The sequence below is a fragment of the Streptomyces sp. NPDC038280 genome (assembly GCF_055600045.1).
In genome coordinates, this window is sequence record NZ_JBVJYZ010000006.1 from 64,480 (window position 1) to 88,241 (window position 23,762).

Here is a 23,762-nt window from a genome sequence, read left to right on the forward strand (position 1 = left end):
GAGACGTCAGCGACTGCGCCCAGAACCTCCGTCTGTACGGTGCGTTCCCCGTCCAGCGTCCATAACCTGTCGCCGGCAACGACACTCCCCGCGCGCGTGCGCCCGACGACCCCGTTCACCGTTTGCCTGCTCGGAAGCCCATACACCATGACGATCCCCTGATCAGCAGCCAAATCCACTGATCGGAGACCGTATCGGGCGCTACTGACAGTCCGGCTATCGCGCCATGATCAGGCTCATCGCCTCATTGCGCGTAGCGAGGTCGCGAAGCTGGCCGCGCACCGCGGAGGTGATCGTCTTGGCGCCGGGCTTGCGGATACCGCGCATGGACATGCACATGTGCTCGCACTCGATCACCACAATGACGCCGCGCGGCTCGAGGATCTCCATGAGTGAGTCGGCGACCTGGGTGGTCAGCCGCTCCTGCACCTGGGGGCGGCGTGCGTAGACGTCCACCAGACGGGCCAGCTTGGACAGACCCGTGATCTTCCCGGAGCTCGAGGGAATGTACCCGACATGGGCCACACCTCTGAAGGGGACGAGATGATGTTCGCAGCAGCTCGTCACTTCGATGTCCTTGACCAGGACCATCTCGTCGTGGCCCAGGTCGAACGTCGTCGTCAGGACATCCTCCGGACGCTGCCACAGCCCGCCGAATATCTCCTTGTACGCCCGCGCGACGCGCGCCGGCGTCTCCCTCAGTCCCTCGCGGTCCGGGTCCTCACCGACCGCGATGAGGAGCTCCCGCACGGCATTCTCGGCGCGCTTCTCGTCGAATTCGCCGATCGTGCCCTCGCCGTCAAGCGTCACCGGGTCGGTCATCTGTGCCTCGTTCCGTCTGCTTGGTACGCGAAATGCCGCGCCCCCACAGGCTAAAACCTGGGGGGCGCGGCATCCATTCCGGGGCTGCCGGGAGGGCAGCGGGCGGCCGTCAGGCCTCCGGGCGGTCCTCCGGGGCCACCTCGATGCCGGGCGTCGCCGGGGCGGCGTCGGCGGAGGTGGTCGCGTTGGAACCGTTGGCGCCGTTGGTCAGCGCCAGCTCCTTCGGGGAGAGCACCGGCGGGCGCGTGGAGGGAGTGCGCCGGGAGGAGCCGGTCCACGCCGGGCGGGCCGGGCGCTTCACGATCGGGGCGAAGACCTCGGCGATCTCCTCCTTGCCCAGCGTCTCCTTCTCGAGGAGCTGGAGGACCAGGTTGTCGAGGACGTCGCGGTTCTCGACGAGGATCTCCCAGGCCTCGTTGTGCGCGGTCTCGATGAGCTTCTTGACCTCTTCGTCGACCAGCGCCGCGACCTCTTCCGAGTAGTCGCGCGGGTGCGACATCTCCCGGCCGAGGAACGGCTCGGTGTTGTCGCCGCCGAACTTGATCGCGCCGAGTCGCTCGGTCATGCCGTACTGCGTGACCATGGCGCGCGCCGTGGCCGTGGCCTTCTCGATGTCGTTCGCCGCGCCCGTGGTCGGGTCGTGGAAGACGAGCTCCTCGGCCGCGCGCCCGCCCAGCATGTACGCCAGCTGGTCGAGCATCTCGTTGCGCGTGGTCGAGTACTTGTCCTCGTCCGGGAGGACCATGGTGTAGCCCAGGGCCCGGCCGCGGGACAGGATGGTGATCTTGTGGACCGGGTCGGAGTTCGGCGAGGCCGCCGCGACCAGGGCGTGACCGCCCTCGTGGTACGCGGTGATCTTCTTCTCCCGGTCGGACATGATCCGGGTCCGCTTCTGCGGGCCCGCGACCACGCGGTCGATCGCCTCGTCCAGGGAGTGGTTGTCGATCAGCTTCTTGTCGCTGCGCGCCGTCAGGAGCGCCGCTTCGTTCAGCACGTTCGACAGGTCCGCGCCGGTGAAGCCGGGCGTGCGCCGGGCGACGGCGCCCAGGTCGACGTCCGGGGCGACCGGCTTGCCCTTCTGGTGGACCTTGAGGATCTCCAGACGGCCCTGCATGTCGGGACGGTCGACGGCGATCTGCCGGTCGAAGCGGCCCGGGCGCAGCAGCGCCGGGTCGAGGATGTCGGGCCGGTTGGTGGCGGCGATCAGGATGACGCCGCCCTTCACGTCGAAGCCGTCCATCTCGACGAGCAGCTGGTTGAGCGTCTGCTCGCGCTCGTCGTGGCCACCGCCGAGGCCCGCACCGCGGTGCCGGCCGACGGCGTCGATCTCGTCGACGAAGACGATCGCCGGGGCGTTCGCCTTGGCCTGCTCGAAGAGGTCACGGACCCGGGAGGCGCCGACACCGACGAACATCTCGACGAAGTCGGAACCGGAGATCGAGTAGAACGGCACCCCGGCCTCACCGGCGACGGCGCGCGCGAGGAGCGTCTTGCCGGTGCCGGGCGGGCCGTAGAGCAGCACACCCTTCGGGATCTTGGCGCCGACGGCCTGGAACTTCGCCGGCTCCTGGAGGAACTCCTTGATCTCGTGGAGTTCCTCGACCGCCTCGTCGGACCCTGCCACGTCGGCGAAGGTCGTCTTGGGGGTGTCCTTGGTGATGAGCTTGGCCTTGGACTTCCCGAACTGCATGACCCGGGAGCCGCCGCCCTGCATCTGATTCATCAGGAACAGGAAGACCACGACGATGAGGACGAAGGGCAGCAGCGAGAGCAGCACCGAGATGAACGGGGACTGCTTCGACGGCGAGACCGTGTAGCCCTTGTCGATCTCACCCGCCTCGAACTTCTTCTGCAGCGTCGTGGCCAGATCGGAACCCTGGGTGCCGATGTAGCTGGCCTGGATCTTGTCGCCGCCGTACTTGGCCTTGTCGGCCCCGTCCTTCAGCTCGACCTTGATGATCTGTTCATCGCCGGTGGTCAGCTTGACCTGATCGGCCTGATTGTCGTCGATCGCCTGGACGACCTTGGCGGTGTCCACCGTCTTGTAGCCGCCGGACGAGCCGACGACCTGCATCAACACGACCACGGCGAGGACGGCCAGCACGATCCACATGACCGGCCCACGGAAGTATCGCTTCACGTCCATCCATACGGAGCGAGAACGCCCCGTCCCTCCTGCCCGTAGGTAAATGCTGCTGTGAGAAAAGACTGTTCTTCGGACGGTACCCCAGCATTGTCACCCGTGGCCGTCTTCCCTTGCTCCAACGGCGGGAAGGGGCTGTGGGTTCCCGTGCGGTCCGGCGGGTTCAGCCGCCGTAGACGTGCGGGGCGAGCGTGCCGACGAAGGGAAGGTTGCGGAACTTCTCCGCGTAGTCCAGGCCGTAGCCGACGACGAATTCGTTGGGGATGTCGAAGCCGATCCACTTCACGTCGATCGCGACCTTGGCGGCGTCGGGCTTGCGCAGCAGCGTGCAGACCTCGAGGGACGCCGGCTCGCGCGAGCCGAGGTTCGACAGCAGCCACGACAGGGTCAGGCCGGAGTCGATGATGTCCTCGACGATCAGGACGTGCTTGCCCTTGATGTCGGTGTCGAGGTCCTTGAGGATCCGTACGACGCCGGAGGACTGGGTGCCCGCGCCGTACGACGAGACGGCCATCCAGTCCATGGTGGCGGGGGTGGACAGCGCGCGCGCCAGGTCCGCCATCACCATCACGGCGCCCTTGAGGACACCGACGAGGAGCAGATCCTTGCCCGCGTACTCCGCGTCGATCTTCGCGGCCAGCTCGGCCAGCTTCGCGTCGATCTCTTCCTTGGTGATGAGCACCGACTTGAGGTCGGTGCCCATGTCCTTCTCGTTCACCCGGGTCACTTTCGTTGCAGCGTGCGTCAGCCTTGCCGAATGACCAGTCTGCCACCCTGCCGACGTGCCTCGACGCGGCCGGGCAGATTGATGGCCCCCTGGCCGCGCCAGCTCGTGATCAGCCGGTCGACTTCTTCGATGTGGCGGGCGAAGAGGGAGCCCGCGGGGGCGCCCTCGGCGATGACCGCGCGGCGCAGCACGCGGCGGCGGACGGCGGGCGGCAGTCCGAAGAGCTTGGCGCACTCGAGGTGGCCGGCTTCGTCGCGTACGGAGGAGTCCGCCTCGGCGGCCCAGGAGTCCAGGGCGTCGGCGTCGTCGCGGGAGAGCCGGGCGGTCCGGGCGAGGGCTTCGACGACGCCCTTCCCGAGCGCCTTCTCGAGGGCGGGCAGGCCCTCGTGGCGCAGCCGGGAGCGGGTGTAGGCGGGGTCGGTGTTGTGCGGGTCGTCCCAGACGGGCAGCTGCTGGACCAGGCACGCCTTGCGGGCGGTCTGGCGGTCGAGCTGCAGGAAGGGCCGCCGGTAGCGGCCGGCGGCGCCGGAGACGGCGGCCATGCCGGAGAGCGAGCGGATGCCGGAACCCCTGGCGAGACCGAGAAGGACGGTTTCCGCTTGGTCGTCGCGGGTGTGGCCGAGGAGGACGGCGGCGGCGCCGAGCCGGTCGGCGGCCTCGTCGAGGGCGGCGTAGCGGGCATCGCGAGCGGCCGCCTCGGGGCCGCCTTCGCGGCCGACGCGGACGGCGATGGATTCGACGGGGTCGAGCCGCAGCGTGTGGAGGCGTGCGACGACCTCGGCCGCGCGGAGGTCGGAGCCGTCCTGGAGGCCGTGGTCGACGGTGATGCCACCGGCCCGGACGGAGAGTTTGCGGGACTCGAAGGCCAGGGCGGAGGCGAGCGCCATCGAGTCGGCGCCTCCGGAGCAGGCGACCAGCACGAGGGGGGCGAGCGGCTCGCCCTGCGCGGAGTCGGGGTCGGTGTGCTCGGTGATGTCGTTCAGTACGTCGTGGAGTACGCGGCGGACCGCCAGGCGTATCGCCGCGACCGCAGGATGGGGACCCATGTCCGGTGCCCTTCGTGGAAGTTGGGGTGCCTCGGTCGGAGTCTTAACGGTCGTAACAGGGGGTTCGGTCACTCAGAGTGCTTCGATGGTGACAGAACACGGCCGTTCCCCGAGCATTGCACGCCTACCCATGCCCCACGGTCCCTCGGATGGGTGATTAGGGGGGCGTTCCTGTGCCGTTCGGCCGTAATGGGCTCATGAGTCCGTCCTACGGTGCACCCGCGCGATCCAGTCCGCCGGTTTGGCGATCTCCGCTTTGGTGGGCAGCGTGTTGGGGGAGGTCCAGACGCGGTTGAAGCCGTCCATGCCGACTTCCTCCGCGACGGCTCGCACGAACCGCTCGCCGTCGCGGTACTGGCGCAGCTTGGCGTCGAGGCCGAGCAGCTTGCGCAGAGCCTGGTCGAGGCGGGAGGCGCCGCGGGCCCGGCGCTGCTGGAACTTCTCGCGGATCTCGGCGACGGAGGGCACGACCTGGGGGCCGACGCCGTCCATGACGTAGTCGGCGTGGCCTTCGAGCAGGGACATGACGGCGGTGAGGCGGCCGAGGATCTCGCGCTGCTCGGGGGTCTGCACCAGTTCGACGAGGGAGCGTGCCTCGTCGCCCTCCTCGGCCTCGGGGCGGCCGCCGGCGAAGGCCTGGACGGCCTCGCGGAGGCGTTCCAGCACGGTCGTGGGGTCGATGTCGGTGGCGTTGAGGAATGACTGGATTTCGCCCTGGAGGTGGTCGCGGAGCCAGGGGACGGCGGTGAACTGGGTGCGGTGGGTCTCCTCGTGGAGGCAGACCCAGAGGCGGAAGTCGTGCGGGTCGACCTCGAGTTCGCGCTCGACGTGGACGATGTTCGGGGCGACGAGCAGGAGGCGGCCGCCGCCGTTGCCACTGCCGGGCAGTTCGCGGGTGACGGGGGCGAAGGTCTCGTACTGCCCGAGGACGCGGGAGGCGAGGAAGGACAGCAGCATGCCCAGCTCGACGCCGGTGACCTTGCCGCCGACGGCACCGAACACGGCGGCGCCGGGGGTGCCGGAGCGCCGTTCGCGCATCTTGTCCAGGAGGGGCGAGAGCAGTTCGCGGAAGCCGGCGACATTGGCCTTCACCCAGCCGGCCCGGTCGACGACCAGGACCGGGGTGTCGTCCGGTTCGTGGCCCTCGGGCACCATCCGCGTGTAGGCGCGGACGTGCTCCTCGGCTGCCTTCGCGTGCCGCCGCAGCTCGGCGACGACCTCGCGGGCCTCTTCGCGGGTCACCTCCGGCCCGGGACGCACGAGTCGGATCGCGGTCGCGACCGCGAGGTTCCAGTCGACCATCTCGGCACCACCGATGCTCGTCATGCGTCAACCGTACGTGGTGACGACCCCATCGGTGAGGGTCATGCGGGACGCGGCGGTCAGCTGTTCGGGGCGAGTGCGGCGGAGAGCCGGTCGAGGGCGGGCTGGGCGGTGTACGGGGAGGGAGTGCGTCCGGCGAGGAACGCGAAGGCGAGGAGGCGGCCTTCGGCGGTCACGACGGTCCCGGCGAGGGCGTTCACGCCGGTGAGGGTGCCGGTCTTGGCGCGTACCAGTCCGGCTCCGGGCGAGTGGGCGTCGAAACGGGTCCTGAGGGTGCCGCTGAAGCCGCCGACCGGGAGGCCGGTGAGCACGGGCCGCAGCTCGGGGCGGGCGGGGTCGGCGGCGCGGGTGAGCAGTGAGGTGAGGAGGGCGGCGGAGACCTGGTTCTGCCGGTCCAGGCCGCTGCCGTCGGTGAAGCGGGCGCCGGTGAGGGGCACCTTGAGCTTGGCGAGGGTGGTCCGGACGGCCTTTCCGGCGCCTTGGAAGCTCGCGGGCCGGCCGGTGGCCAGGGCGGTCTGGCGGGCCAGGGCCTCGGCGAGGTCGTTGTCGCTGTAGGTCAGTGTGCGCTCGACGAGGGCGTCGAGCGGGCGGGAGTGGGTCCGGGCGATCGGGGAGCCCTTGGGGGCGCGTCCGGGCACGGAGGCGGAGTCGGCGGAGACACCGGCCTCGGCGAGGGCGCCCGCGAAGGCGGCCGCGGCGTCGCCGGCCGGGTCGCCGCTGCGGGGGGCGGGGCCGCTGGTCGACGTGTCGAGGCGGCCGGCGTTGAGCATCAGGGCGCTGACCGGGGCGATGTTGTCGTTGGCTCCGACGCGGTGGAGCGCGGGTCCCTTGTAGAGGGTGGTGTCGTGGCTCAGCCGGACGGTGGTGACGCCATGGTCGCGCAGGACGCGGGCGGTGTCGGCGGCGAGGGCGCGCAGCCGGGTCCGGTCGAGGGTGGGGTCGCCGCCGCCGACCAGGGTGATGCTGCGGTTGTCCGGGGACGCGACGACGGTGGTGGCGATGCGGTGGTCGGGGCCGAGCGCGGTGAGCGCGGCGGCCGCGGTGGCGATCTTGATGGTGGAGGCGGGGGTCATCGGGGCGGTGTCGCCGTTCCCGTACAGCCGCTCGCCGGTGGTGACGTCGACGACGGAGGCCGTGCGCAGCGGTCCGAGTCCGGGGTCGTTCAGCAGGGGACCGAGGGTGGCGGCCAGGCGGGCCGGGCCGCGGTGCGAGGTGCCGAGGGCGGTGAGCACCCGGGCGGCGCTGGGTGCTGGGGCGGGGCGGTGGGCGGAGGGGGATTCTTCGTGATGTGCGCCACCTGTTCGGCCCTGGGCGGCTGCCCAGGACCGCTCGGCCTTACGCTGACCGGAGTCCCAGGGCCCGGCCGTGGCCACCGCTCCGGTCGCCAGGACCAGGCCGAGTACGGCTGAGCCTGCCGTGAGCTGCCACAATCTCGGCTCCGGCATCGCTGACCAGCCCCTTTCGCGATCACACACATGCGTGAGGGACACTTAATCACTGCGCCTAGTCGCAAGCAGACATATGTGTTGATCAGGAGGAGCCACCCGTGGAGTTCGACGTCACCATCGAGATCCCGAAGGGATCGCGGAACAAGTACGAGGTCGACCACGAGACGGGTCGGATCCGCCTGGACCGTCGCCTCTTCACCTCGACCAGCTACCCGGCCGACTACGGCTTCGTGGAGAACACCCTCGGCGAGGACGGCGACCCGCTGGACGCGCTGGTGATCCTGGACGAGCCGACCTTCCCCGGCTGCCTGATCAAGTGCCGGGCGATCGGCATGTTCCGGATGACCGACGAGGCGGGCGGCGACGACAAACTGCTCTGCGTGCCGGCCTCCGACCCGCGTGTGGAGCACCTGCGGGACATCCACCACGTGTCCGAGTTCGACCGCCTGGAGATCCAGCACTTCTTCGAGGTCTACAAGGACCTGGAGCCGGGCAAGTCGGTCGAGGGCGCCAACTGGGTCGGCCGCACCGAGGCCGAGGCCGAGATCGAGGCCTCCTACAAGCGCCTCGAGGCGCAGGGCGGCGCCCACTGAGTGGGGCCCCATTGAACGTCTGACGGGCGGTGCACCGATACGGGTGCGCCGCCCGTTGCGCGTGGGACGGTCTGCTCGTGCCCATACTGGGCAGACAGTTCGAATGGGAGCGAGGGTATACACAGTGGTGGCGGAGCCGGACGGCCCGGAAGACCGGAAACCGCAGTCGGACGAGGCGCGCAGCGCGTTCACTCCGCCGACCGGGGTGGAACAGCCGGTCGTGCCCGAGGAGGAGCATCCGACCTCGGAGTTCGCCGTTCCGGACGGGCTGTCCCCTGAGCCGCCGAGCGAGGCGGAGGGCTCGGCCTTCGCGCCGCCGTCCACGTACTCGGCACGGCAGTCGCCGCCCGCGTTCACGCCCGCGCACGGCATCCCGATGATCAGGCTGTCGAAGGACGCGCCGTGGCAGGACCGGATGCGCACGATGCTGCGGCTGCCGGTGAGCGAGCGGCCGGTGCCGGAACTGACGCGCAAGGACGACGAGGCCGGGCCGCCGGTGGCGCGCGTGCTCGACCTCACGCTCCGTATCGGCGAGCTGCTGCTGGCGGGCGGTGAGGGCGCGGAGGACGTCGAGGCGGCGATGTTCGCGATCTGCCGTTCCTACGGCCTCGACCGGTGCGAGCCGACCGTCACCTTCACCCTGCTGTCGATCACGTACCAGCCGTCCCTGGTGGAGGACCCGGTCACCGCGAACCGGACCGTACGGCGCCGCGGCACCGACTACACCCGGCTGGCGGCGGTCTATCAGCTGCTCGCCGACATCAATGCCGAGGACCACGACGTGTCCCCGGAGGAGGCCTACCGGCGCCTCGCTGAGATACGGCGCAACCGGCACCCGTACCCGGGCTGGGTGCTCACCCTGGCCGCGGGCGTGCTCGCCGGGGCGGCGTCACTGCTGCTGGGCGGCGGACTGACGGTGTTCCTGGTGGCAGCGCTGGGCGCGGTGCTGGGTGACCGGCTGGCCTGGTTCTGCGCGGGGCGCGGGCTGCCGGAGTTCTACCAGTTCCTGGTGGCGGCGATGCCGCCGGCGGCCATGGGTGTGGCGCTGACGCTGCTGCACGCGGATCTGCAACCGTCCGCGGTGATCACTGGTGGACTGTTCGCGCTGATCCCGGGGCGGGCGCTGGTCGCGGCCGTGCAGGACGGTCTGACCGGCTTCTACATCACCGCCTCGGCGCGGCTGCTCGAGGTCGGCTACTTCTTCGTCGCCATCGTCATCGGGGTGCTGTCGGTGCTGTACGTCGCCGTGCAGTTCGACGCGAACCTGAACCCGGAGGGCGTGCTGAACCCGGTGGAGCGGCCGGTGGTGCAGCTCCTCGCGTCGATGGTGCTCTGCCTGACCTTCGCGATCCTGCTCCAGCAGTCACGCGACACGGTGCTGTTCGTGACCCTGAACGGCGGCGTGGCCTGGGTGATCTACGCGTCCATCGCGGTGACCGCCGACGGCTCGGCGGTGATGGCCACGGCGGTGGCGGCCGGTCTGGTGGGACTGTTCGGGCAGCTGATCGCGCGCTACCAGCACACGTCGTCGCTGCCGTACGTGACGGCGGCGATCGGGCCGCTGCTGCCCGGTAGCGCGACGTACTTCGGAGTCCTCGCGATCGCCCAGAACAACCTGGACCAGGGCTTCGCCTCGCTGGCCAAGGCATCGGCGCTGGCTCTGGCGATCGCGATCGGGGTGAACCTGGGCGGCGAGCTGGCCCGGTTGTTCATCCAGGCACCCGGCTCGGGCGCGGGCCGCCGCGCGGCCAAGCGGACACGCGGCTTCTGACGCTCCTGGCGGCTCTCTCAGCGCTTGGCGTGGCGGCCGCGGGGGGCGGCAGGGGGCTCCTCGATGCCGTCCGCCGGTGCCTGCTCCTTGCTCTTGTTGCCCTTGGAGCGGGCACGCAGGAACTCGATGGCGATCGGAACGACCGAGATCAGCACGATGGCGACGAGGATCAGCTCGATGTGCTTGTGCACGAAGTCGACCTTGCCGAGCGAGGCGCCGAGCAGGGTGACGCCCGCGCCCCAGAGCAGGCCGCCGATCACGTTGAACGTGATGAACGAGCGGTAGTTCATCCGGCTCACACCGGCGATGATCGGCGTGAACGTGCGCACGATGGGCACGAAGCGGGCCAGGATCAGCGACTTGGGTCCGTGCTTCTCGAAGAACTCGTGCGCCTTCTCGACGTTCTCCTGCTTGAAGAGCTTGGAGTCGGGGCGCTTGAAGAGCGACGGGCCGACCTTGCGGCCGAAGAGGTAGCCGACCTGGTCGCCGATGACCGCGGAGAGCACCACCAGGGTGCACACCAACCACAGCGGGGTGTCCAGCACTCCGGTCGTCACCAGCAGACCGGTGGTGAACAGCAGCGAGTCGCCGGGCAGGAAGAAGCCGATGAGCAGGCCCGACTCGGCGAAGACGATGACCAGGACGCCGATCAGCCCAAAGGTCTCGATCAGATAGTCGGGGTCCAGCCAGCTCGGTCCGAGCGCAAGCGTATTCACGGGTTCCGGGCTCCAGGGTCGGGGGGCGGGACGGCTGCCCAAAGCTATCAACGGTTGCCGTCGGCGCCGCGTTCCACGGTTTCCCCCAGGATGCGCTGTGCGGGCACCGGGGCAAAGCTGTGCGCCAGGAGGTACGTGCCCATGAGCATCGATGACTACGGCGGCGGGCAGGGCCCGCAGTCGGATGTGCTGGTCGTCACCACGAATGACGTGCCCGGCTATCAGGTGCAGCAGGTGATCGGGGAGGTCTTCGGGCTCACCGTGCGCTCGCGGCATCTGGGCAGCCAGGTCGGCGCGGGGCTGAAGTCCATGGTCGGTGGAGAGCTGAAGGGGCTGACGAAGACGCTCGTGGAGACCCGCAACCAGGCGATGGAGCGGCTGGTGGAGCAGGCCCGGTCGCGCGGGGCCAACGGGGTGCTGATGTTCCGCTTCGATGTGACGGAGGCGGCGGGCGTCGGCACGGAGATCTGCGCCTACGGCACGGCGGTGGTGCTGGCCCGCGCCTGACCGCGCCGGGGTGGCGAGGAGCACGGGAGAGGGGTGGGGAGGCGCCTTCCTCCCCCGCTCCCGTACCCCCTCACCCGATCAGGCGTGACGGGCCGCGTTGGCGAGGATCGCGTCCCGCAGGTGCTCGGCGAGCCCGGGGCGCAGGGAGTCGTAGAACGCCTTGAAGCGTTCGTCCGCCACATACATCTCGCCGAGACACTGGTGCATCTCGAAGGGGCATTCGTAGAACCACCTGTCGATGTGCTGCCGGTGCTCCTCGGCCATGTCCATGGCCCGCTCGCCGGAGGACGGTTCGCCGGCCGCCACCAGGGCGGCGTAACGGACGCCCCAGTCGTCCACCTCGGCCTTCATACGCTTCCAGTCGTCCTTGGTGTAGCGGGCGGCCCTGCGCTGCGACTCGGCGTACGCCTCCGTCCCGCCCCAGCGCTCCTCGACCTCTTCCGCGTACTGCTCCGGGTCCTTGTCCCCGAAGACCTCGAACCTCTCCTCGGGCGTGAGGTTGATGCCCATCTTCTTCGCCTCCATGGCGTGCTCGACGGCCTCGGCCATCTTCTGCAGCTCGGCGATCCGTGCGGACAGCAGCTCGTGCTGGCGCCGCAGGTGCTCCTGCGGGTCCACTGACGGGTCGTCGAGCAGGGCCGCGACCTCTTCGAGCGGGAAGCCCAGCTCGCGGTAGAACAGGATCTGCTGCAGCCGGTCGAGATCGGCGTCGTCGTAACGCCGGTGGCCCGCGTGGCTGCGGCCGCTCGGGGAGAGCAGCCCGATCTCGTCGTAGTGGTGCAGCGTGCGCACCGTCACTCCGGCGAAACCGGCGACCTGTCCCACGGAGTAGCTCATGCTCCCCGCTCCCTTCTTCTCGGTACGCACATCAGCCTGAGCCCTCACGCAACGGGAGGTGCAAGCCCGAATCTCGGGATGTTATGCGTCATTTGCCCACTTATGGTGGGCGCGTGGCCACCGAAGCTCCCCCGTCGCCGCCTTCACCGCCGGCCGCCCCAGCCCGGGCGCTGCTGCCCGTGATCCTGCCCGCTCTGGTGGTCGGGGTGGGCGCGAGCCTGCTTCTGCTGGGGGTGAGCGTGGCCGCCGAGAAGCTTCAGGATGTGCTCTGGGAGACCGTCCCGGACGCGCTGGGGATCGGCCGCTACTCGTCCCTGTGGATGATCACCGTCCTGACCACGACCGGGCTGGCCGTGGGTCTCGTCGTCTGGAAGGTGCCGGGACACGCCGGGGCCGACCCGGCCACCACCGGGCTCGTCGATCCGCCGATCCCGGCCCGCGTGGTGCCGGGGCTGCTCCTCGCCGCCGGCCTGGCGCTGGCCGGCGGGGTCAGTCTCGGCCCCGAGAACCCCGTCACCGCCGCCAACGTCGCCCTCGCCTACTGGCTCGGCCGCAAGGCCTTCCCTCGCGCACCCGCCGAACTCTGGGTGTCGCTGGCCGCCGCGGGGACCATCGGGGCCCTGTTCGGAACACCCGTCGCGGCCGCGCTGATCCTCACCGAGACCCTCACCATGCGGCCGGGGCCCGGTCTGCTCTGGGACAAACTCTTCGGGCCGCTGCTCGCGGCGGGCGCGGGCGGGCTGACGACCGCACTGATCGCCACCCCCAGCTTCGACATCTCGCTCCCCGACTTCTCGGGACCGCGCTGGGGCGATGTCCTGGCGGCGTTGATCGTCGCCTCCCTCGGCGCCCTGCTCGGCATGGCGGCCGTCTACGCGCTGCCTCACGCCCATGCCGCCTTCCGGCGTCTGAGGCATCCGGTACTGATGGTGACGTGCGGGGGACTCCTGCTGGGGCTCCTCGGGGCGCTCGGCGGGCATCTGACGCTCTTCAAGGGCCTGGACGAGGTCAAGGTGCTGGGCGCCGACCCCGACGGCTGGTCGTGGGACGAGCTCGCCCTGATGGCGGTGGTGAAACTGGCCGCGCTCACCATCGCCGCGTCCTGCGGCTTCCCTGGCGGACGAATCTTCCCCGCGGTCTTCGCCGGGGTGGCCCTCGGGCTCGCCTGCCACGGCCTCGTACCCGCCGTCCATCCCACCCTCGGTGTGGTCTGCGCCGTCCTCGGCGTCCTGCTCGCGGTCACCCGCCAGGGCTGGCTGAGCCTGTTCACAGCGGCCGTCCTGTCCCCCGACCCCACCGTCCTGCCCCTGCTGTGCTTCGCCACGCTTCCCGCCTGGCTCTTGGTCACCGGCCGTCCGCAGATGCAACTCGACCCCGCCGGCGCGCCGTTGCGCTGACCTCCCACCCCCTTCCGAAGGAGTTTCCATGCCGCTGCACCAGGGGCCGGCCGAGCCCGACCGCCAGCTGACGTTCAACCCCTTCTTCGGCGAGGCGAACCCGGTCGGCGGCATGACCTCGGCACCCCCCAAGCACCGCCTCCCGGACGGACCGCTTCCTCCGACGAGCGCGTACCAGCTCGTCCACGACGAGCTGATGCTCGACGGCAACTCCCGGCTCAACCTCGCCACTTTCGTCACCACTTGGATGGAACAGCAGGCCACGGCCCTGATGGGCGAGTGCCGGGACAAGAACATGATCGACAAGGACGAGTACCCGCGCACCGCCGAGCTGGAGCGACGCTGTGTCGCGATGCTCGCCGACCTCTGGCACGCCCCCGACCCGTCCACCGCCGTCGGCTGCTCGACCACCGGCTCCAGCGAGGCGTGCATGCTCGCGGGGATGGCCCTCAAGCGCCGCTGGACACGGGCCAACAGCGACCGTTATCCCGGCGGCGCCCGGCCGAACCTGGTAATGGGCGTCAACGTCCAGGTCTGCTGGGAGAAGTTCTGCAACTTCTGGGAGGTCGAACCCCGGCTGGTCCCGATGGAGGGGGACCGCTTCCACCTGGACCCGCAGGCCGCCGCCGCGCTCTGCGACGAGAACACCATCGGGGTCGTAGCCGTCCTCGGCTCCACCTTCGACGGGTCGTACGAACCGGTCGCCGACATCTGCGCGGCCCTCGACGTCCTTCAGGAGGTGACGGGTATCGACGTCCCCGTCCATGTGGACGGCGCGTCGGGTGCGATGGTGGCGCCGTTCATCGACGAGAAGCTGGTCTGGGACTTCCGGCTGCCGCGGGTCTCCTCCATCAACACCTCCGGTCACAAGTACGGGCTGGTCTATCCGGGCGTCGGCTGGGCACTGTGGCGCTCTCCCCTCGAACTCCCCGAGGAGCTGGTCTTCCGGGTCAACTACCTGGGCGGCGACATGCCCACCTTCGCCCTGAACTTCTCCCGGCCCGGGGCGCAGGTCGTGGCGCAGTACTACACGTTCCTGCGGCTGGGCAGGGAGGGCTTCCGGGCCGTCCAGCAGACCACCCGGGACGTGGCCCTCGGACTGGCCGACCGGATCGAGGACCTGGGCGACTTCCGGCTCCTCACCCGGGGCGACCAGTTGCCGGTTTTCGCCTTCACCACCGCCCCCGGCGTACGGAACTTCAACGTCTTCGACGTCTCGCGCCGGCTCCGGGAAGCCGGCTGGCTGGTGCCCGCCTACACCTTCCCGGCCAACCGCGAGGACCTCTCCGTGCTGCGCGTGGTCTGCCGCAACGGCTTCTCGAAGGACCTCGCCGCGCTGCTCGTCGAGGACCTGGAGCGGCTGATGCCCGAACTGCGCGGCCAGTCCGCCCCCGTGACCCACGACAAGGAGGCGGCGACCTCCTTTCACCACTGACGCGGGCTCCGCACCCATGCGCGGGATGCGCACAGGTCCGGTGAGCCCGAAGCCCGGGCTCAGGACGTGGACCCGCAGGCCAGCCGGAAGGCCGTCCAGTGCGTTCCGTCGACCGATATGCCGTACTCGCACCCGGAACCCGGATCGTGAAGCAGGCCGAGCGGCGTCCGGCGGACATGGCTCAGACGGCGGTCCGAAGGGCTGAAGGTGCGGCCACCGTCCGCACTGGTGAAGGTGCCCGCCTCGCCATGGAGGGTGACCCGCCCGCCAGGGCCCGGCACCGGCAGGCCGAGCAGCGTACGCGGCTCGTCCGCCGGACCGGTCGTCCACATCCTGCTCCAGCTGCGCCCGCCGTCCAGCGAGCGGTGCAGGGCCCGCAAGGGATTCTTGACGGGCTCCCCGCCCTTCAGCTCGCCCATCTCCGCCGCATAGACGGCGTCCTGCCCGACCGCGACGGCGACATGCCACCCCGGCTCGGCGGTGGGGCTCGGCAGGACGCTCACCCTCCAGCTCCGGCCGGCGTCCCGGGATACGGCGACCGCGGCCCGGCCCGACGCGGGGTCGGTGCCCGAGGCCCACCAGGAGCCGTCGGGTTCGGGGTGCGAGGCGGGCAGCGGGTGGGCGCCGAGCGCCGGCCCCCGCGCCAGCACCCTCCTCCGCCCGTCCTCCGGCGAGTACGTCACCAGCCGGTGCCGGGCGCAGTCCTCCGCCACCGGCGCCGGCGGGCCGGCGCACTCGGTGGACAGCAGGCCCCCGGCCGGTATCGCCGTGACCGTGCCGACCGCTTTCATATCGCCCTCCCGCCAGGACCGCCCGCCGTCCCGGGTGAACCAGGTCCGCAGCGGATGCTCCTCGCTCGACTCCTGGATGAGGGCCCTGCCCGGCCCGACCACCATGAGTTGCGCCGAGACGCCGTGCGAGCCCCGCACCTCCGGAAGCGGCGACCTGCGCACCTCCCAGCGGGAGGCGCCCTTGTCGAGGACGGCCACCTGCTGGCGGCAGAAGCTGTTCTCCGGCTTCGCCTCGTCCTCGGCGCAGCGCGCGAGGAGGGTGAATCCGCTTCCGTCCGCGGCGAATCCGAGGCTGTGGGACCAGCCGGGCAGATCCGGTGCCGAAGGGATCCGCGGGAGCGCGACCCCCGGCGAAGCGGTACGACCGGGCGCCCGCGCCCGCGCCCCGGCCCCGGTCCCGGTTCGCGAGCCGGACTCGGACCGGCCCACCCCGGTGCCCCCTGACGACCCCCCGCCCCCGCCGCCGGATACACCCGACCCCGACGACGACCCCGCCGCACACGCGGCCGTGGACCCCACCATCAGCAGCGCCACGACAACACCCGCCATGCCCCTTCGCCCACGCATCGCGCTCCCCCTGCCCCTCCGCCGGTCCGCGGTGAACCGTGCTGCTTCTGGTACACCGCTCACCGGCTTCGGGTTCCACATCTCACCGCATCAATTTCTCCACGCCGTCGATTCCTCAGCGGCGGCGACAGCCGAGCGGCGCCAATCCCTCGGCGGCATCAACCTCCCGGGAGTGCCAACCCCTCAGGTGCCTCACTCTCCCGGCTGCCTCACTCTCCCGGCGCGGCGATCTCCCAGCGGTCGCTCAGCGGCTCAGCCCCCTGAACCTCCGTACCGCCAGCGGGAAGAACACCGCGACCAGCACCAGCGGCCACACCACCGCCGCCGTCAGATGTCCCGGCTCGCCGCCCGGGTTGCCGAACAGGTCCCGTACCGCCGTCGCCGTGGCCGACATCGGGTTCCACTCCACCACCGTCCCCAGCCACCCCGGCATCGTCTCCTCCACCGCGAACGCGTTGGAGAGGAAACCGACCGGCCAGACGAGGATCTGCACGGCCTGCACGAGCTCGGGACGGCCCGCCACCATCCCCAGGAAGATGCCGATCCAGAGCATGGCAAACCGCAGCAGGAGCAGCAGCCCCACCGCTCCCAACGAGGCCGTCGGGCCGCCGTGCGTGCGCCAGCCAATCGCGTATCCGACACCGATCATCAGCGCGAGACCCACGGCGGACTGGAGCATGTCGGCGGCCGACCGCCCCACCAGGACCGCGGAATCGGCCATCGGCATGGACCGGAACCGGTCCACGACGCCCTTGTTGAGGTCCTGGCTGACGGCCGTCATCGTGCCTTCCAGGCCGAAAGCCATCGTCAGCGCGAGCATCCCCGGCACCAGATAGTCGACGTACTTTCCCTCGACCTCCCGGCCGCCGCCCATGAGGTAGCCGAACATCAGCAGCAGCATCACCGGGAAGACCAGCCCGACGGCGAACTGCACGGGCTGCCGGGCCCAGTGGGCCAGTTCGCGCCGGGTCATGGTCCAGCTGTCGACGACGACGTACGGGAGCGCGGGACGGCTCACTTCACTCGTCGCACTCATACCGCTCATGCCACTCGTGCCGCTCATGCCGCCACCCCATCCTGGCCCCGGCCCCGGCCCTGGCTCTGGTCCTGACCCCGGCCCTGGTCCGGGTCATGCGTCTGCTCCTGCTCCTTCTGCGGACCCGTGAGCCGCAGGAAGACCTCGTCCAGCGTCGGCCTCCGCAGGGCGATGTCCTCGGCCTCGATCCCTGCCTGCTGGAGCGCCTCCACGGTCCGGGCCAGCGCCGCCATCCTGTCCGTCACCGGGGCGCTCACCAGCCGCCGGTCCTCGTCCACGGCCGCCTCGCCCGGCAGCAGCGCCGCGGCCCGCCCCAGCTGGGACGCGTCCCGCAGCACCACATCGATCCGGTCGCCGCCGACCTCGGCCTTCAGCTCGTCCGCCGTCCCGCCCGCGATGACCCTCCCCCGGTCGACCAGGGAGATGCGGTCGGCCAGTTGATCGGCCTCTTCGAGGTACTGGGTGGTGAGGAGCACCGTCGTGCCGCCGCCGACCAGGGAGCGCACGGCGTCCCACACCTCCGCGCGGCCACGCGGATCGAGGCCGGTCGTCGGCTCGTCCAGGAAGAGCACGGCGGGCTCGGTGCCGCCTCCCGCGCCCATGAGCGAGGCGGCCAGGTCGAGCCGGCGCCGCATCCCTCCGCTGTACTGCCCGACGGCCTTGCGGCCGGTGTCCGCGAGTCCGAAGCGTGCGAGGAGCTCGTCCGCCCGCGTGCCCGCCCGCCTCGCGCCCAGGTGGTGGAGGCGCCCGAACATCTCCAGGTTCTGCCGGCCGCCAAGCTCCTCGTCGACGGCCGCGTGCTGGCCGAGGAGCCCGATCCGGCGGCGCACCTCGCGGGCCTGAGTACGTACGTCGTATCCCGCCACCCGCACCACGCCCTCGTCATGGTGCAGCAGCGTGGCGAGGACGCGGACCATGGTCGTCTTTCCCGCCCCATTGGGGCCGAGCACGGCGTGCACCGTGCCGCCGCCGACCACCAGGTCGAACCCGTCCAGCGCCTGCTTCCTGCCGAATCTCTTGCGCGCGCCCTCGACGACGATGGCGTCAGTCATCCCGCTCCTCCCGGCCCAGTAGTCAAACTTGACCACTCGATCGAAGGTAACCGGGGTTCCCGCATTGGTCAAACTTGATTAGTGAAGATCTCCCTCATGCGGGACACCCGTGGCGTACGGGTTCTCCTCGTCGTCGGCGAGCACCCCGACGAAGGGATCACCGGCCTCACCGGCGAAGACGTACGCGCCCCCCTCGATCCGCTCGATGAGGCCGCGCGTCCACTGCGCGCCCGCGTCAGCCGAGTGCACCCACATGTGCATGATCTCCCCGATGTGGCCCAGCTGTTCGGGGCCGCCCTCGGGCGTGTAGTGCTCGGTGACGGCCGCCCGCCACTCCTCCAGCTTGCGCACCCGCTGCTCGAGCAGGGCCACGGCCTCCTCGCGCGGCAGGTCGACGATGAAGCCGATCCCCGCCGACAGGACGTCCATCTTCTGGTCGTAGGTGGTCAGCGCCTCGCGCAGCAGCGCGAAGTACTCGGCCGTGCCCTGCTCCGTGACCTCGTACTCGGTTCGCGGGGGCCCGCCGGCTGTGCTCGGGGCGGTCTCGTAGGCGTACAGCAGTCCCTGCTTCGCCATCTGCTTCAGCGCGTGATAGATCGAACCCGGCTTGCCGTTGGACCACTCATGAGCGCCCCAGTACTCCAGGTCGTTGCGCACCTGGTAGCCGTGCGCCCGCCCGTGGCGGCGCACGGCACCGAGAACCAGAAGCCGGATCGCTGACATCGCCGCACTCTCCCTGATCAATCTGATCAATTCCGACCAGGGTACGGCGGCCCTCAGCCCTGTTCGAGCGCGATCAGGTCGAAGGCACCCTTGCCGTCCAGCGACTCACGGATGATGTCCGCGTGCCCGGCGTGCCGGGCGATCTCCTCGACGAGGTGCATCATCATCCACCGCATCGACACCGCGCCGTCCTTCGGGAACCAGGGAGCGGGAGGGAGCGGGAAGGTGTCGTCCAGGCTCGGCACCGCGCGGATGAACTCCTCCGTCTCCTTCGCCACACCGTCCCAGAAGGCGAGAACGCCGAAGATCGTCTCCCCGTCGACCAGCCGGAAGCTGTCGCCCCAGGTCTCCCGGGTGCGCTCCTTCTCGTTGGGCAGCTGCTGGGCCATGCGCAGCCAGTTCAGCTCCGTCTCGGCGACGTGCTTCAGCAGGCCGGACAGCGACAGCTCGCTGGCGCTCGGACGGCTCGCCGCCTGCTCCTCGGTCAGGCCGAGGACGGACCGGCGGACCGCGCCGCGCTGCGCCTCGACGAATCCGATCAGCGCGCCGCGCTCGTCGCCCCTGTCCTCCGCGGGAACGTGAGTGACCATGGTGTCCGCCTTCCGGTCCTGTCAGGGAGGCCCTGCGCCGCCCTGACACCTCATAAGCTACGGACCCTTCAGGTCAGACTCTGTCCGCAATCCCGTACGGATCCGCAACTGCCACGAGAAGTCGCAACCACGGGCACGTACGGGCGACTTCCGCACGGACAAGGGCTCTCCGCGCCGGCTCAGAAGGGGAAGTGCGTCCGCCCGTGCTGCACGGAGATCCACTTCTGGGTCGTGAACGCCTCGATCATCGCCTCGCCGTTCAGACGCCCGATGCCCGAGTGCTTCTCACCGCCGAACGGCACGATCGGCTCGTCGTTCACCGTGCCGTCGTTGATGTGGATCATCCCGGTGTGAATGCGCCGCGCGAGTCGCACACCCCGCTCCACATCGCCGGTGTGCACGGCCCCGCTCAGCCCGTACGGCGTGTCGTTCGCGATCCGGACGGCCTCGTCCTCGCCGTCGAACGGCACGATCAGCGCCACCGGCCCGAAGATCTCCTGCGCCAGGACGGGCGAGTCCGGGGCGATCCCGCTCAGGACGGACGGGGAGACCAGGGTGCCCCGCGCGTCGCCGTGCAGCAGCGCCGTCGCTCCCGCCGCGACGGTCTGGTCGACCAGCGACGTGACGGCCTCCGCCTGCTGGGAGTTGATCAGCGGGCCGATGTGGGTGGTGGGCTCGGCCGGGTCGCCGACGTTCAGCGTCTTCACCTTGGCCACGAACTTCTCGGTGAACTCCTGCTCCACCTCGCGGTCCACCAGGATCCGGTTGGCGGCCATGCAGACCTGCCCCTGGTGCACGAACCGGCTGAAGACCGCCGCGTCCACCGCGTAGTCGACATCGGCGTCGTCGAGGACGATCAGCGCGCTGTTGCCGCCCAGCTCCAGCACCACGTGCTTGAAGTTCGCCGCGCACACCGTGGCGACATGCCGTCCGACGCGATCCGAGCCGGTGAAGGAGATGACCTTCGGCACGGGGTGCTCGATCAGCGCGTCACCGATCTCGGCGATGTCCGTGACCACCACATTGAGCAGACCCGCGGGCAGCCCCGCCTCCTCCAGCACCTTCGCCACCAGGGTGCCGCCACAGATCGGCGTGTTCTGGTGCGGCTTGAGGACCACGGCGTTGCCCAGGGCCAGCGCCGGCGCGACGGACTTGATCGACAGCAGGAAGGGGAAGTTGAAGGGGCTGATGATCCCGACGACGCCGACCGGCAGCCGGTAGACGCGGTTCTCCTTGCCGTCGACCGGTGACGGCAGGATGCGCCCCTCGGGCCGCAGCGCCACATGCACGGCCTCGCGCAGGAACTCCTTGGCCAGATGCAGCTCGAAGGCGGCCTTCAGCCGTGTGCCGCCCAGCTCCGCGATGATCGTCTCGCTGATCTCCTGCTCGCGCTCCTCGACGATCCGCAGCGCCCGCTCGAATACCAGCCGGCGGGCGTACGGGTTGGTCGCGGCCCAGGCGACCTGTGCGCGCTCCGCCGCCCGGTAGGCCTGGTCCACCTCGTCGGCCGTGGCCACGGTGATCGACGCCAGCTTCTCCCCGCTGTACGGGTTGAAGTCGATGATGTCCCAGGAGCCGCTGCCGGGCTTCCACTCACCGTCGATGTACTGATGGGCCAGGTCGGTGAAGTAGGACATGAGACGAGACCCCTCATCGCCAAGGCGCAGCAGGCCGGTCCGACCGCTCACGCGAGCTCACAGCTGATGTCACGTCATCCTACTTATGAGTCAGGAGAGTTGAAGGAGACCCCTCAGAAGATCCCGGCTTTCGGCCGGATCGGGACTGTCCTCCTGGAGCCGCTCCATGACCCGCTCGTACTGGGCGACCTCCTCGCGCTTGTCGAGATAGAGGGCGCTGGTGAGCTGCTCCAGATAGACGATGTCGGAGAGGTCCGACTCGGGGAAGCGCAGCATCGTGAACGCGCCGCTCTCACCCGCGTGGCCGCCGAAGCTGAACGGCATGACCTGGAGCGTGACGTTGGGATGCTCCGAGATCTCGATCAGATGCCTCAACTGGCCCTGCATCACCGACCGGTCGCCGTACGGACGGCGCAGCGCCGCCTCGTCGAGCACGGCGTGGAAGCGCGGAGCGCGCTCTGACACCAGTACCTTCTGGCGTTCCAGGCGCAGCGCGACCCGGCGCTCGATCTCGGCGCGCGGGGCGTCGGGGATGCCACGGGTCACGACGGCGTGGGCGTACGCCTCGGTCTGCAACAGGCCGTGGACGAACTGGACTTCGTAAATCCGGATGAGCGAGGCGGCGCCTTCGAGGCCGACGTACGTCTGGAACCAGCCGGGGAGCACATCGCCGAAGCTGTGCCACCATCCGGCCACATTGGCCTCGCGCGCGAGACCCAGCAGCGAGGCGCGCTCCGTCTCGTCGCCCACGCCGTACAGCGTGAGAAGGTCCTCGACGTCCCTGGCCTTGAAGCTCACCCTTCCCAACTCCATACGGCTGATCTTGGATTCGGATGCGCGGATCGAGTAGCCGGCCGCCTCGCGCGTGATGCCGCGCGATTCCCGCAGCCGCCTCAGCTGGGACCCCAGAAGGATCCGCCGCACCACAGACCCTCCTCCTGGGCCCTCGCCCCGGGGGTATCCCCAGGATTCACCTGCGGTCACGACTCCAGCCCTCCCCTTCGCGTCGGTGTGTTCACGTCTGCACGCCTGTCTCACGTCGGTGTGACGGAGCACCCCCGAACTCCGAGCCCCGGATTCTGCCACCAAAACGCTTCAGCCCGTACTCATTCGGTTACGGAAAGAGGAAGCGCCCGGCAACCCTCTGAAAGTAGTCCAGGGAAGATATGAGCAAGAAACGGCACGGGCGGGGACAGGTCCGGCGCGTGCACGTGCATCTGCCCTTGCATCCGCTCGGCGCATTCGGAACCATGGTCCTCGCGCACCTGCGTGCTCGTTCGTGTTGTAGCGTCACAGCCGCGATTCCCGGGAGTGCCTCGCATGGGGACGAATGGATCGACCATGCTCGAGCCGTTACGGCAGGGCCTTCCGCCGATCGATCCCGCGGCCGTCTCCACCTCCGCCTCCTGCGCCCTGCCCGCCCGCTTCGAAGCCGTCGGCGGTGCGCGGAAGTTCACGAGATCGACACTCTGTCAGTGGGGTCTCGACGACCGTTTCGACGATGTCGCCCTCGTCGTCTCCGAGCTCGTGACGAACGCCTTGCGGCACGCCGTACCGGCCGACGAGAGCGCCCACGCATCAGCCGGCCAGGGAAGCGCGCAGGAGTCTCCCGTACGGCTGCATCTGATGCGCTGGACGACACGGCTGGTGTGCGCGGTGCGCGACCCCAGCCACTCCGGGCCGCAGACGCGCGAGTCCGAGGAGGACTTCGCCGCCGAGTCGGGCCGGGGGCTGTTCCTGGTCGATTCCTTCAGCGACAGCTGGGGCTGGCACCCGCTCGCCGGGACACTGCACGGCAAGGTGGTCTGGGCGCTGTTCCGGCTGGGCTCCGAGCCGAGTGCGGCGGGGCACGCGTAGCCACGAGCGGGTGGCACGGTGAACGGTGCGGTGGGTGACGCGAGGGACCTGCGAGGCGGCTGACCGGTGTCAGCCGCCTATGAGGTGGTCGAACTCCCCGTCCTTCACACCCAGCAACAGCGCCTCTATCTCCGCCGGCGTATAGACCAGAGCGGGTCCGTCCGGGTGCCGGGAGTTGCGCACCGCCACGTCCCCGCCGGGCAGTTTGGCGAACTCCACGCACGAGCCCTGTGAGTTGCTGTGCCTGCTCTTCTGCCAGACGACCCCATGAAGTTCCGTGGCCGCCATGCCGTTGTACGCGTGGTGCACAGGAAGCTCCCCGAGATGCTTGGTGCAGGTGTCAACTTTCCCGGATCATAGCTGTGTTCATATGCCAATGCATGTGCAGATGCACGTGCACGACAGGGGCGCGATGACTACAGCTACTGGGAAACGCACCTCGGGGGCAGGCCGTTCCCTGGGAAAGAGACGCAGGGAAAGCCCTTCCGGATCCCTCGCGGGCTAGCGGGTTACCGACACGTACGGAAGCAGGGCCATTTCCCGTGCGTTCTTGATGGCGCGCGCGAGCCGACGCTGCTGCTGGGCGGTCACCCGCGTCACCCGGCGAGCGCGGACCTTGCCGCGGTCCGAGAGGAACCTCCGCAGCAGGTCGGTGTCCTTGTAGTCGATGTACGTGATCTTGTCCCGGTCCAGCGGGTTGGGCCGGGTCCTGGGCGCGGGCCGGCGCGGGGGCTTGGGCATGGG

The 23,762-nt window shown here is 70.0% G+C and carries 23 protein-coding genes; 6 read left to right on the forward strand and 17 right to left on the reverse strand.

Annotated features, from left to right (window positions below; genetic code table 11):
* Positions 1-216: 216 nt before the first annotated feature.
* From folE to dacB, 6 genes are all read right to left on the reverse strand, one after another.
* Positions 217-822, reverse strand: coding sequence for a GTP cyclohydrolase I FolE (gene folE / locus ACZ7J0_RS15100; protein WP_470887431.1), 606 nt, complete (start codon positions 820-822; stop codon positions 217-219).
* Positions 823-931: 109 nt separating this feature from the next.
* A complete protein-coding gene (gene ftsH / locus ACZ7J0_RS15105) occupies positions 932-2,968 on the reverse strand; it encodes an ATP-dependent zinc metalloprotease FtsH (RefSeq protein ID WP_470887433.1) in 2,037 nt (678 codons plus the stop codon).
* A 160-nt stretch (positions 2,969-3,128) separates the two neighbouring features.
* Positions 3,129-3,668, reverse strand: coding sequence for a hypoxanthine phosphoribosyltransferase (gene hpt / locus ACZ7J0_RS15110; protein ID WP_468711626.1), 540 nt, complete (start codon positions 3,666-3,668; stop codon positions 3,129-3,131).
* A gap of 41 nt (positions 3,669-3,709) precedes the next feature.
* Positions 3,710-4,738 (reverse strand): tRNA lysidine(34) synthetase TilS, encoded by a 1,029-nt coding sequence (gene tilS / locus ACZ7J0_RS15115; RefSeq protein ID WP_470887434.1) that lies wholly within the window; start codon positions 4,736-4,738, stop codon positions 3,710-3,712.
* 195 nt (positions 4,739-4,933) lie between these two features.
* Positions 4,934-6,064 carry a zinc-dependent metalloprotease gene (locus ACZ7J0_RS15120; protein WP_470887436.1) on the reverse strand — a complete coding sequence of 377 codons (1,131 nt, stop codon included), beginning with the start codon at positions 6,062-6,064 and terminating at the stop codon, positions 4,934-4,936.
* A gap of 56 nt (positions 6,065-6,120) precedes the next feature.
* Positions 6,121-7,506, reverse strand: a complete 1,386-nt coding sequence (gene dacB, locus ACZ7J0_RS15125; protein ID WP_470887438.1) for a D-alanyl-D-alanine carboxypeptidase/D-alanyl-D-alanine endopeptidase — start codon at positions 7,504-7,506, stop codon at positions 6,121-6,123.
* A 101-nt stretch (positions 7,507-7,607) separates the two neighbouring features.
* Here dacB and ACZ7J0_RS15130 point away from each other — a divergent pair, with 101 nt between their 5' ends.
* Both ACZ7J0_RS15130 and ACZ7J0_RS15135 read left to right on the forward strand, forming a co-directional pair.
* Entirely contained in the window at positions 7,608-8,102 is a 495-nt protein-coding gene (locus tag ACZ7J0_RS15130) for an inorganic diphosphatase (RefSeq protein WP_108151010.1), read from the forward strand.
* A 124-nt stretch (positions 8,103-8,226) separates the two neighbouring features.
* Positions 8,227-9,873: a threonine/serine exporter family protein gene (locus tag ACZ7J0_RS15135; RefSeq protein WP_470887879.1), complete on the forward strand. Its 1,647-nt coding sequence runs from the start codon at positions 8,227-8,229 to the stop codon at positions 9,871-9,873.
* Between the two features lie 17 nt (positions 9,874-9,890).
* Here ACZ7J0_RS15135 and ACZ7J0_RS15140 read toward each other — a convergent pair whose 3' ends face one another.
* Positions 9,891-10,589, reverse strand: coding sequence for a DedA family protein (locus ACZ7J0_RS15140; protein ID WP_470887440.1), 699 nt, complete (start codon positions 10,587-10,589; stop codon positions 9,891-9,893).
* Between the two features lie 141 nt (positions 10,590-10,730).
* Here ACZ7J0_RS15140 and ACZ7J0_RS15145 point away from each other — a divergent pair, with 141 nt between their 5' ends.
* Complete coding sequence (locus tag ACZ7J0_RS15145) at positions 10,731-11,096, forward strand: YbjQ family protein (RefSeq protein WP_470887442.1); 366 nt, start codon at positions 10,731-10,733, stop codon at positions 11,094-11,096.
* 78 nt (positions 11,097-11,174) lie between these two features.
* On the opposite strand, the gene ACZ7J0_RS15150 is transcribed toward ACZ7J0_RS15145, so the two are convergent.
* Positions 11,175-11,933: a MerR family transcriptional regulator gene (locus ACZ7J0_RS15150; protein ID WP_470887444.1), complete on the reverse strand. Its 759-nt coding sequence runs from the start codon at positions 11,931-11,933 to the stop codon at positions 11,175-11,177.
* A gap of 83 nt (positions 11,934-12,016) precedes the next feature.
* Here ACZ7J0_RS15150 and ACZ7J0_RS15155 point away from each other — a divergent pair, with 83 nt between their 5' ends.
* Positions 12,017-13,330 (forward strand): ion channel protein, encoded by a 1,314-nt coding sequence (locus ACZ7J0_RS15155; protein ID WP_470887446.1) that lies wholly within the window; start codon positions 12,017-12,019, stop codon positions 13,328-13,330.
* 28 nt (positions 13,331-13,358) lie between these two features.
* Positions 13,359-14,765 carry a glutamate decarboxylase gene (locus tag ACZ7J0_RS15160; protein WP_470887448.1) on the forward strand — a complete coding sequence of 469 codons (1,407 nt, stop codon included), beginning with the start codon at positions 13,359-13,361 and terminating at the stop codon, positions 14,763-14,765.
* 59 nt (positions 14,766-14,824) lie between these two features.
* On the opposite strand, the gene ACZ7J0_RS15165 is transcribed toward ACZ7J0_RS15160, so the two are convergent.
* The 7 genes from ACZ7J0_RS15165 to ACZ7J0_RS15195 form a co-directional block, all read right to left on the reverse strand.
* Entirely contained in the window at positions 14,825-15,985 is a 1,161-nt protein-coding gene (locus ACZ7J0_RS15165) for a WD40/YVTN/BNR-like repeat-containing protein (RefSeq protein ID WP_470887450.1), read from the reverse strand.
* Positions 15,986-16,367: 382 nt separating this feature from the next.
* Entirely contained in the window at positions 16,368-17,159 is a 792-nt protein-coding gene (locus ACZ7J0_RS15170) for an ABC transporter permease (protein WP_470887881.1), read from the reverse strand.
* A gap of 23 nt (positions 17,160-17,182) precedes the next feature.
* Positions 17,183-18,211 (reverse strand): ATP-binding cassette domain-containing protein, encoded by a 1,029-nt coding sequence (locus tag ACZ7J0_RS15175; RefSeq protein WP_470887452.1) that lies wholly within the window; start codon positions 18,209-18,211, stop codon positions 17,183-17,185.
* A gap of 78 nt (positions 18,212-18,289) precedes the next feature.
* A complete protein-coding gene (locus ACZ7J0_RS15180) occupies positions 18,290-18,934 on the reverse strand; it encodes a PadR family transcriptional regulator (protein WP_470887454.1) in 645 nt (214 codons plus the stop codon).
* Positions 18,935-18,987: 53 nt separating this feature from the next.
* Complete coding sequence (locus tag ACZ7J0_RS15185) at positions 18,988-19,524, reverse strand: DinB family protein (protein WP_470887456.1); 537 nt, start codon at positions 19,522-19,524, stop codon at positions 18,988-18,990.
* Between the two features lie 179 nt (positions 19,525-19,703).
* Entirely contained in the window at positions 19,704-21,161 is a 1,458-nt protein-coding gene (locus ACZ7J0_RS15190; RefSeq protein ID WP_470887458.1) for an aldehyde dehydrogenase family protein, read from the reverse strand.
* A 90-nt stretch (positions 21,162-21,251) separates the two neighbouring features.
* Entirely contained in the window at positions 21,252-22,145 is an 894-nt protein-coding gene (locus ACZ7J0_RS15195; protein ID WP_470887460.1) for a helix-turn-helix domain-containing protein, read from the reverse strand.
* 336 nt (positions 22,146-22,481) lie between these two features.
* Here ACZ7J0_RS15195 and ACZ7J0_RS15200 point away from each other — a divergent pair, with 336 nt between their 5' ends.
* A complete protein-coding gene (locus tag ACZ7J0_RS15200) occupies positions 22,482-23,018 on the forward strand; it encodes an ATP-binding protein (protein ID WP_470887461.1) in 537 nt (178 codons plus the stop codon).
* A gap of 69 nt (positions 23,019-23,087) precedes the next feature.
* Here the strand turns inward: ACZ7J0_RS15200 and ACZ7J0_RS15205 are convergent, their stop codons facing one another.
* Positions 23,088-23,327 carry a DUF397 domain-containing protein gene (locus ACZ7J0_RS15205; RefSeq protein ID WP_468711434.1) on the reverse strand — a complete coding sequence of 80 codons (240 nt, stop codon included), beginning with the start codon at positions 23,325-23,327 and terminating at the stop codon, positions 23,088-23,090.
* 192 nt (positions 23,328-23,519) lie between these two features.
* Positions 23,520-23,759, reverse strand: a complete 240-nt coding sequence (rpsR, locus tag ACZ7J0_RS15210) for a 30S ribosomal protein S18 (protein WP_470887464.1) — start codon at positions 23,757-23,759, stop codon at positions 23,520-23,522.
* Positions 23,760-23,762: the final 3 nt, after the last annotated feature.

Bases quoted from the DNA above. Each gene is read 5' to 3' on its own strand.
- folE (WP_470887431.1), bottom strand. From the start codon at position 822: ATGACCGACCCGGTGACGCTTGACGGCGAGGGCACGATCGGCGAATTC.
- ftsH (WP_470887433.1), bottom strand. From the start codon at position 2,968: ATGGACGTGAAGCGATACTTCCGTGGGCCGGTCATGTGGATCGTGCTG.
- hpt (WP_468711626.1), bottom strand. From the start codon at position 3,668: ATGGGCACCGACCTCAAGTCGGTGCTCATCACCAAGGAAGAGATCGAC.
- tilS (WP_470887434.1), bottom strand. From the start codon at position 4,738: ATGGGTCCCCATCCTGCGGTCGCGGCGATACGCCTGGCGGTCCGCCGC.
- ACZ7J0_RS15120 (WP_470887436.1), bottom strand. From the start codon at position 6,064: ATGACGAGCATCGGTGGTGCCGAGATGGTCGACTGGAACCTCGCGGTC.
- dacB (WP_470887438.1), bottom strand. From the start codon at position 7,506: ATGCCGGAGCCGAGATTGTGGCAGCTCACGGCAGGCTCAGCCGTACTC.
- ACZ7J0_RS15145 (WP_470887442.1), top strand. From the start codon at position 10,731: ATGAGCATCGATGACTACGGCGGCGGGCAGGGCCCGCAGTCGGATGTG.
- ACZ7J0_RS15150 (WP_470887444.1), bottom strand. From the start codon at position 11,933: ATGAGCTACTCCGTGGGACAGGTCGCCGGTTTCGCCGGAGTGACGGTG.
- ACZ7J0_RS15155 (WP_470887446.1), top strand. From the start codon at position 12,017: ATGCGTCATTTGCCCACTTATGGTGGGCGCGTGGCCACCGAAGCTCCC.
- ACZ7J0_RS15160 (WP_470887448.1), top strand. From the start codon at position 13,359: ATGCCGCTGCACCAGGGGCCGGCCGAGCCCGACCGCCAGCTGACGTTC.
- ACZ7J0_RS15170 (WP_470887881.1), bottom strand. From the start codon at position 17,159: ATGAGTGCGACGAGTGAAGTGAGCCGTCCCGCGCTCCCGTACGTCGTC.
- ACZ7J0_RS15175 (WP_470887452.1), bottom strand. From the start codon at position 18,211: ATGACTGACGCCATCGTCGTCGAGGGCGCGCGCAAGAGATTCGGCAGG.
- ACZ7J0_RS15180 (WP_470887454.1), bottom strand. From the start codon at position 18,934: ATGTCAGCGATCCGGCTTCTGGTTCTCGGTGCCGTGCGCCGCCACGGG.
- ACZ7J0_RS15185 (WP_470887456.1), bottom strand. From the start codon at position 19,524: ATGGTCACTCACGTTCCCGCGGAGGACAGGGGCGACGAGCGCGGCGCG.
- ACZ7J0_RS15190 (WP_470887458.1), bottom strand. From the start codon at position 21,161: ATGTCCTACTTCACCGACCTGGCCCATCAGTACATCGACGGTGAGTGG.
- ACZ7J0_RS15200 (WP_470887461.1), top strand. From the start codon at position 22,482: ATGGGGACGAATGGATCGACCATGCTCGAGCCGTTACGGCAGGGCCTT.
- rpsR (WP_470887464.1), bottom strand. From the start codon at position 23,759: ATGCCCAAGCCCCCGCGCCGGCCCGCGCCCAGGACCCGGCCCAACCCG.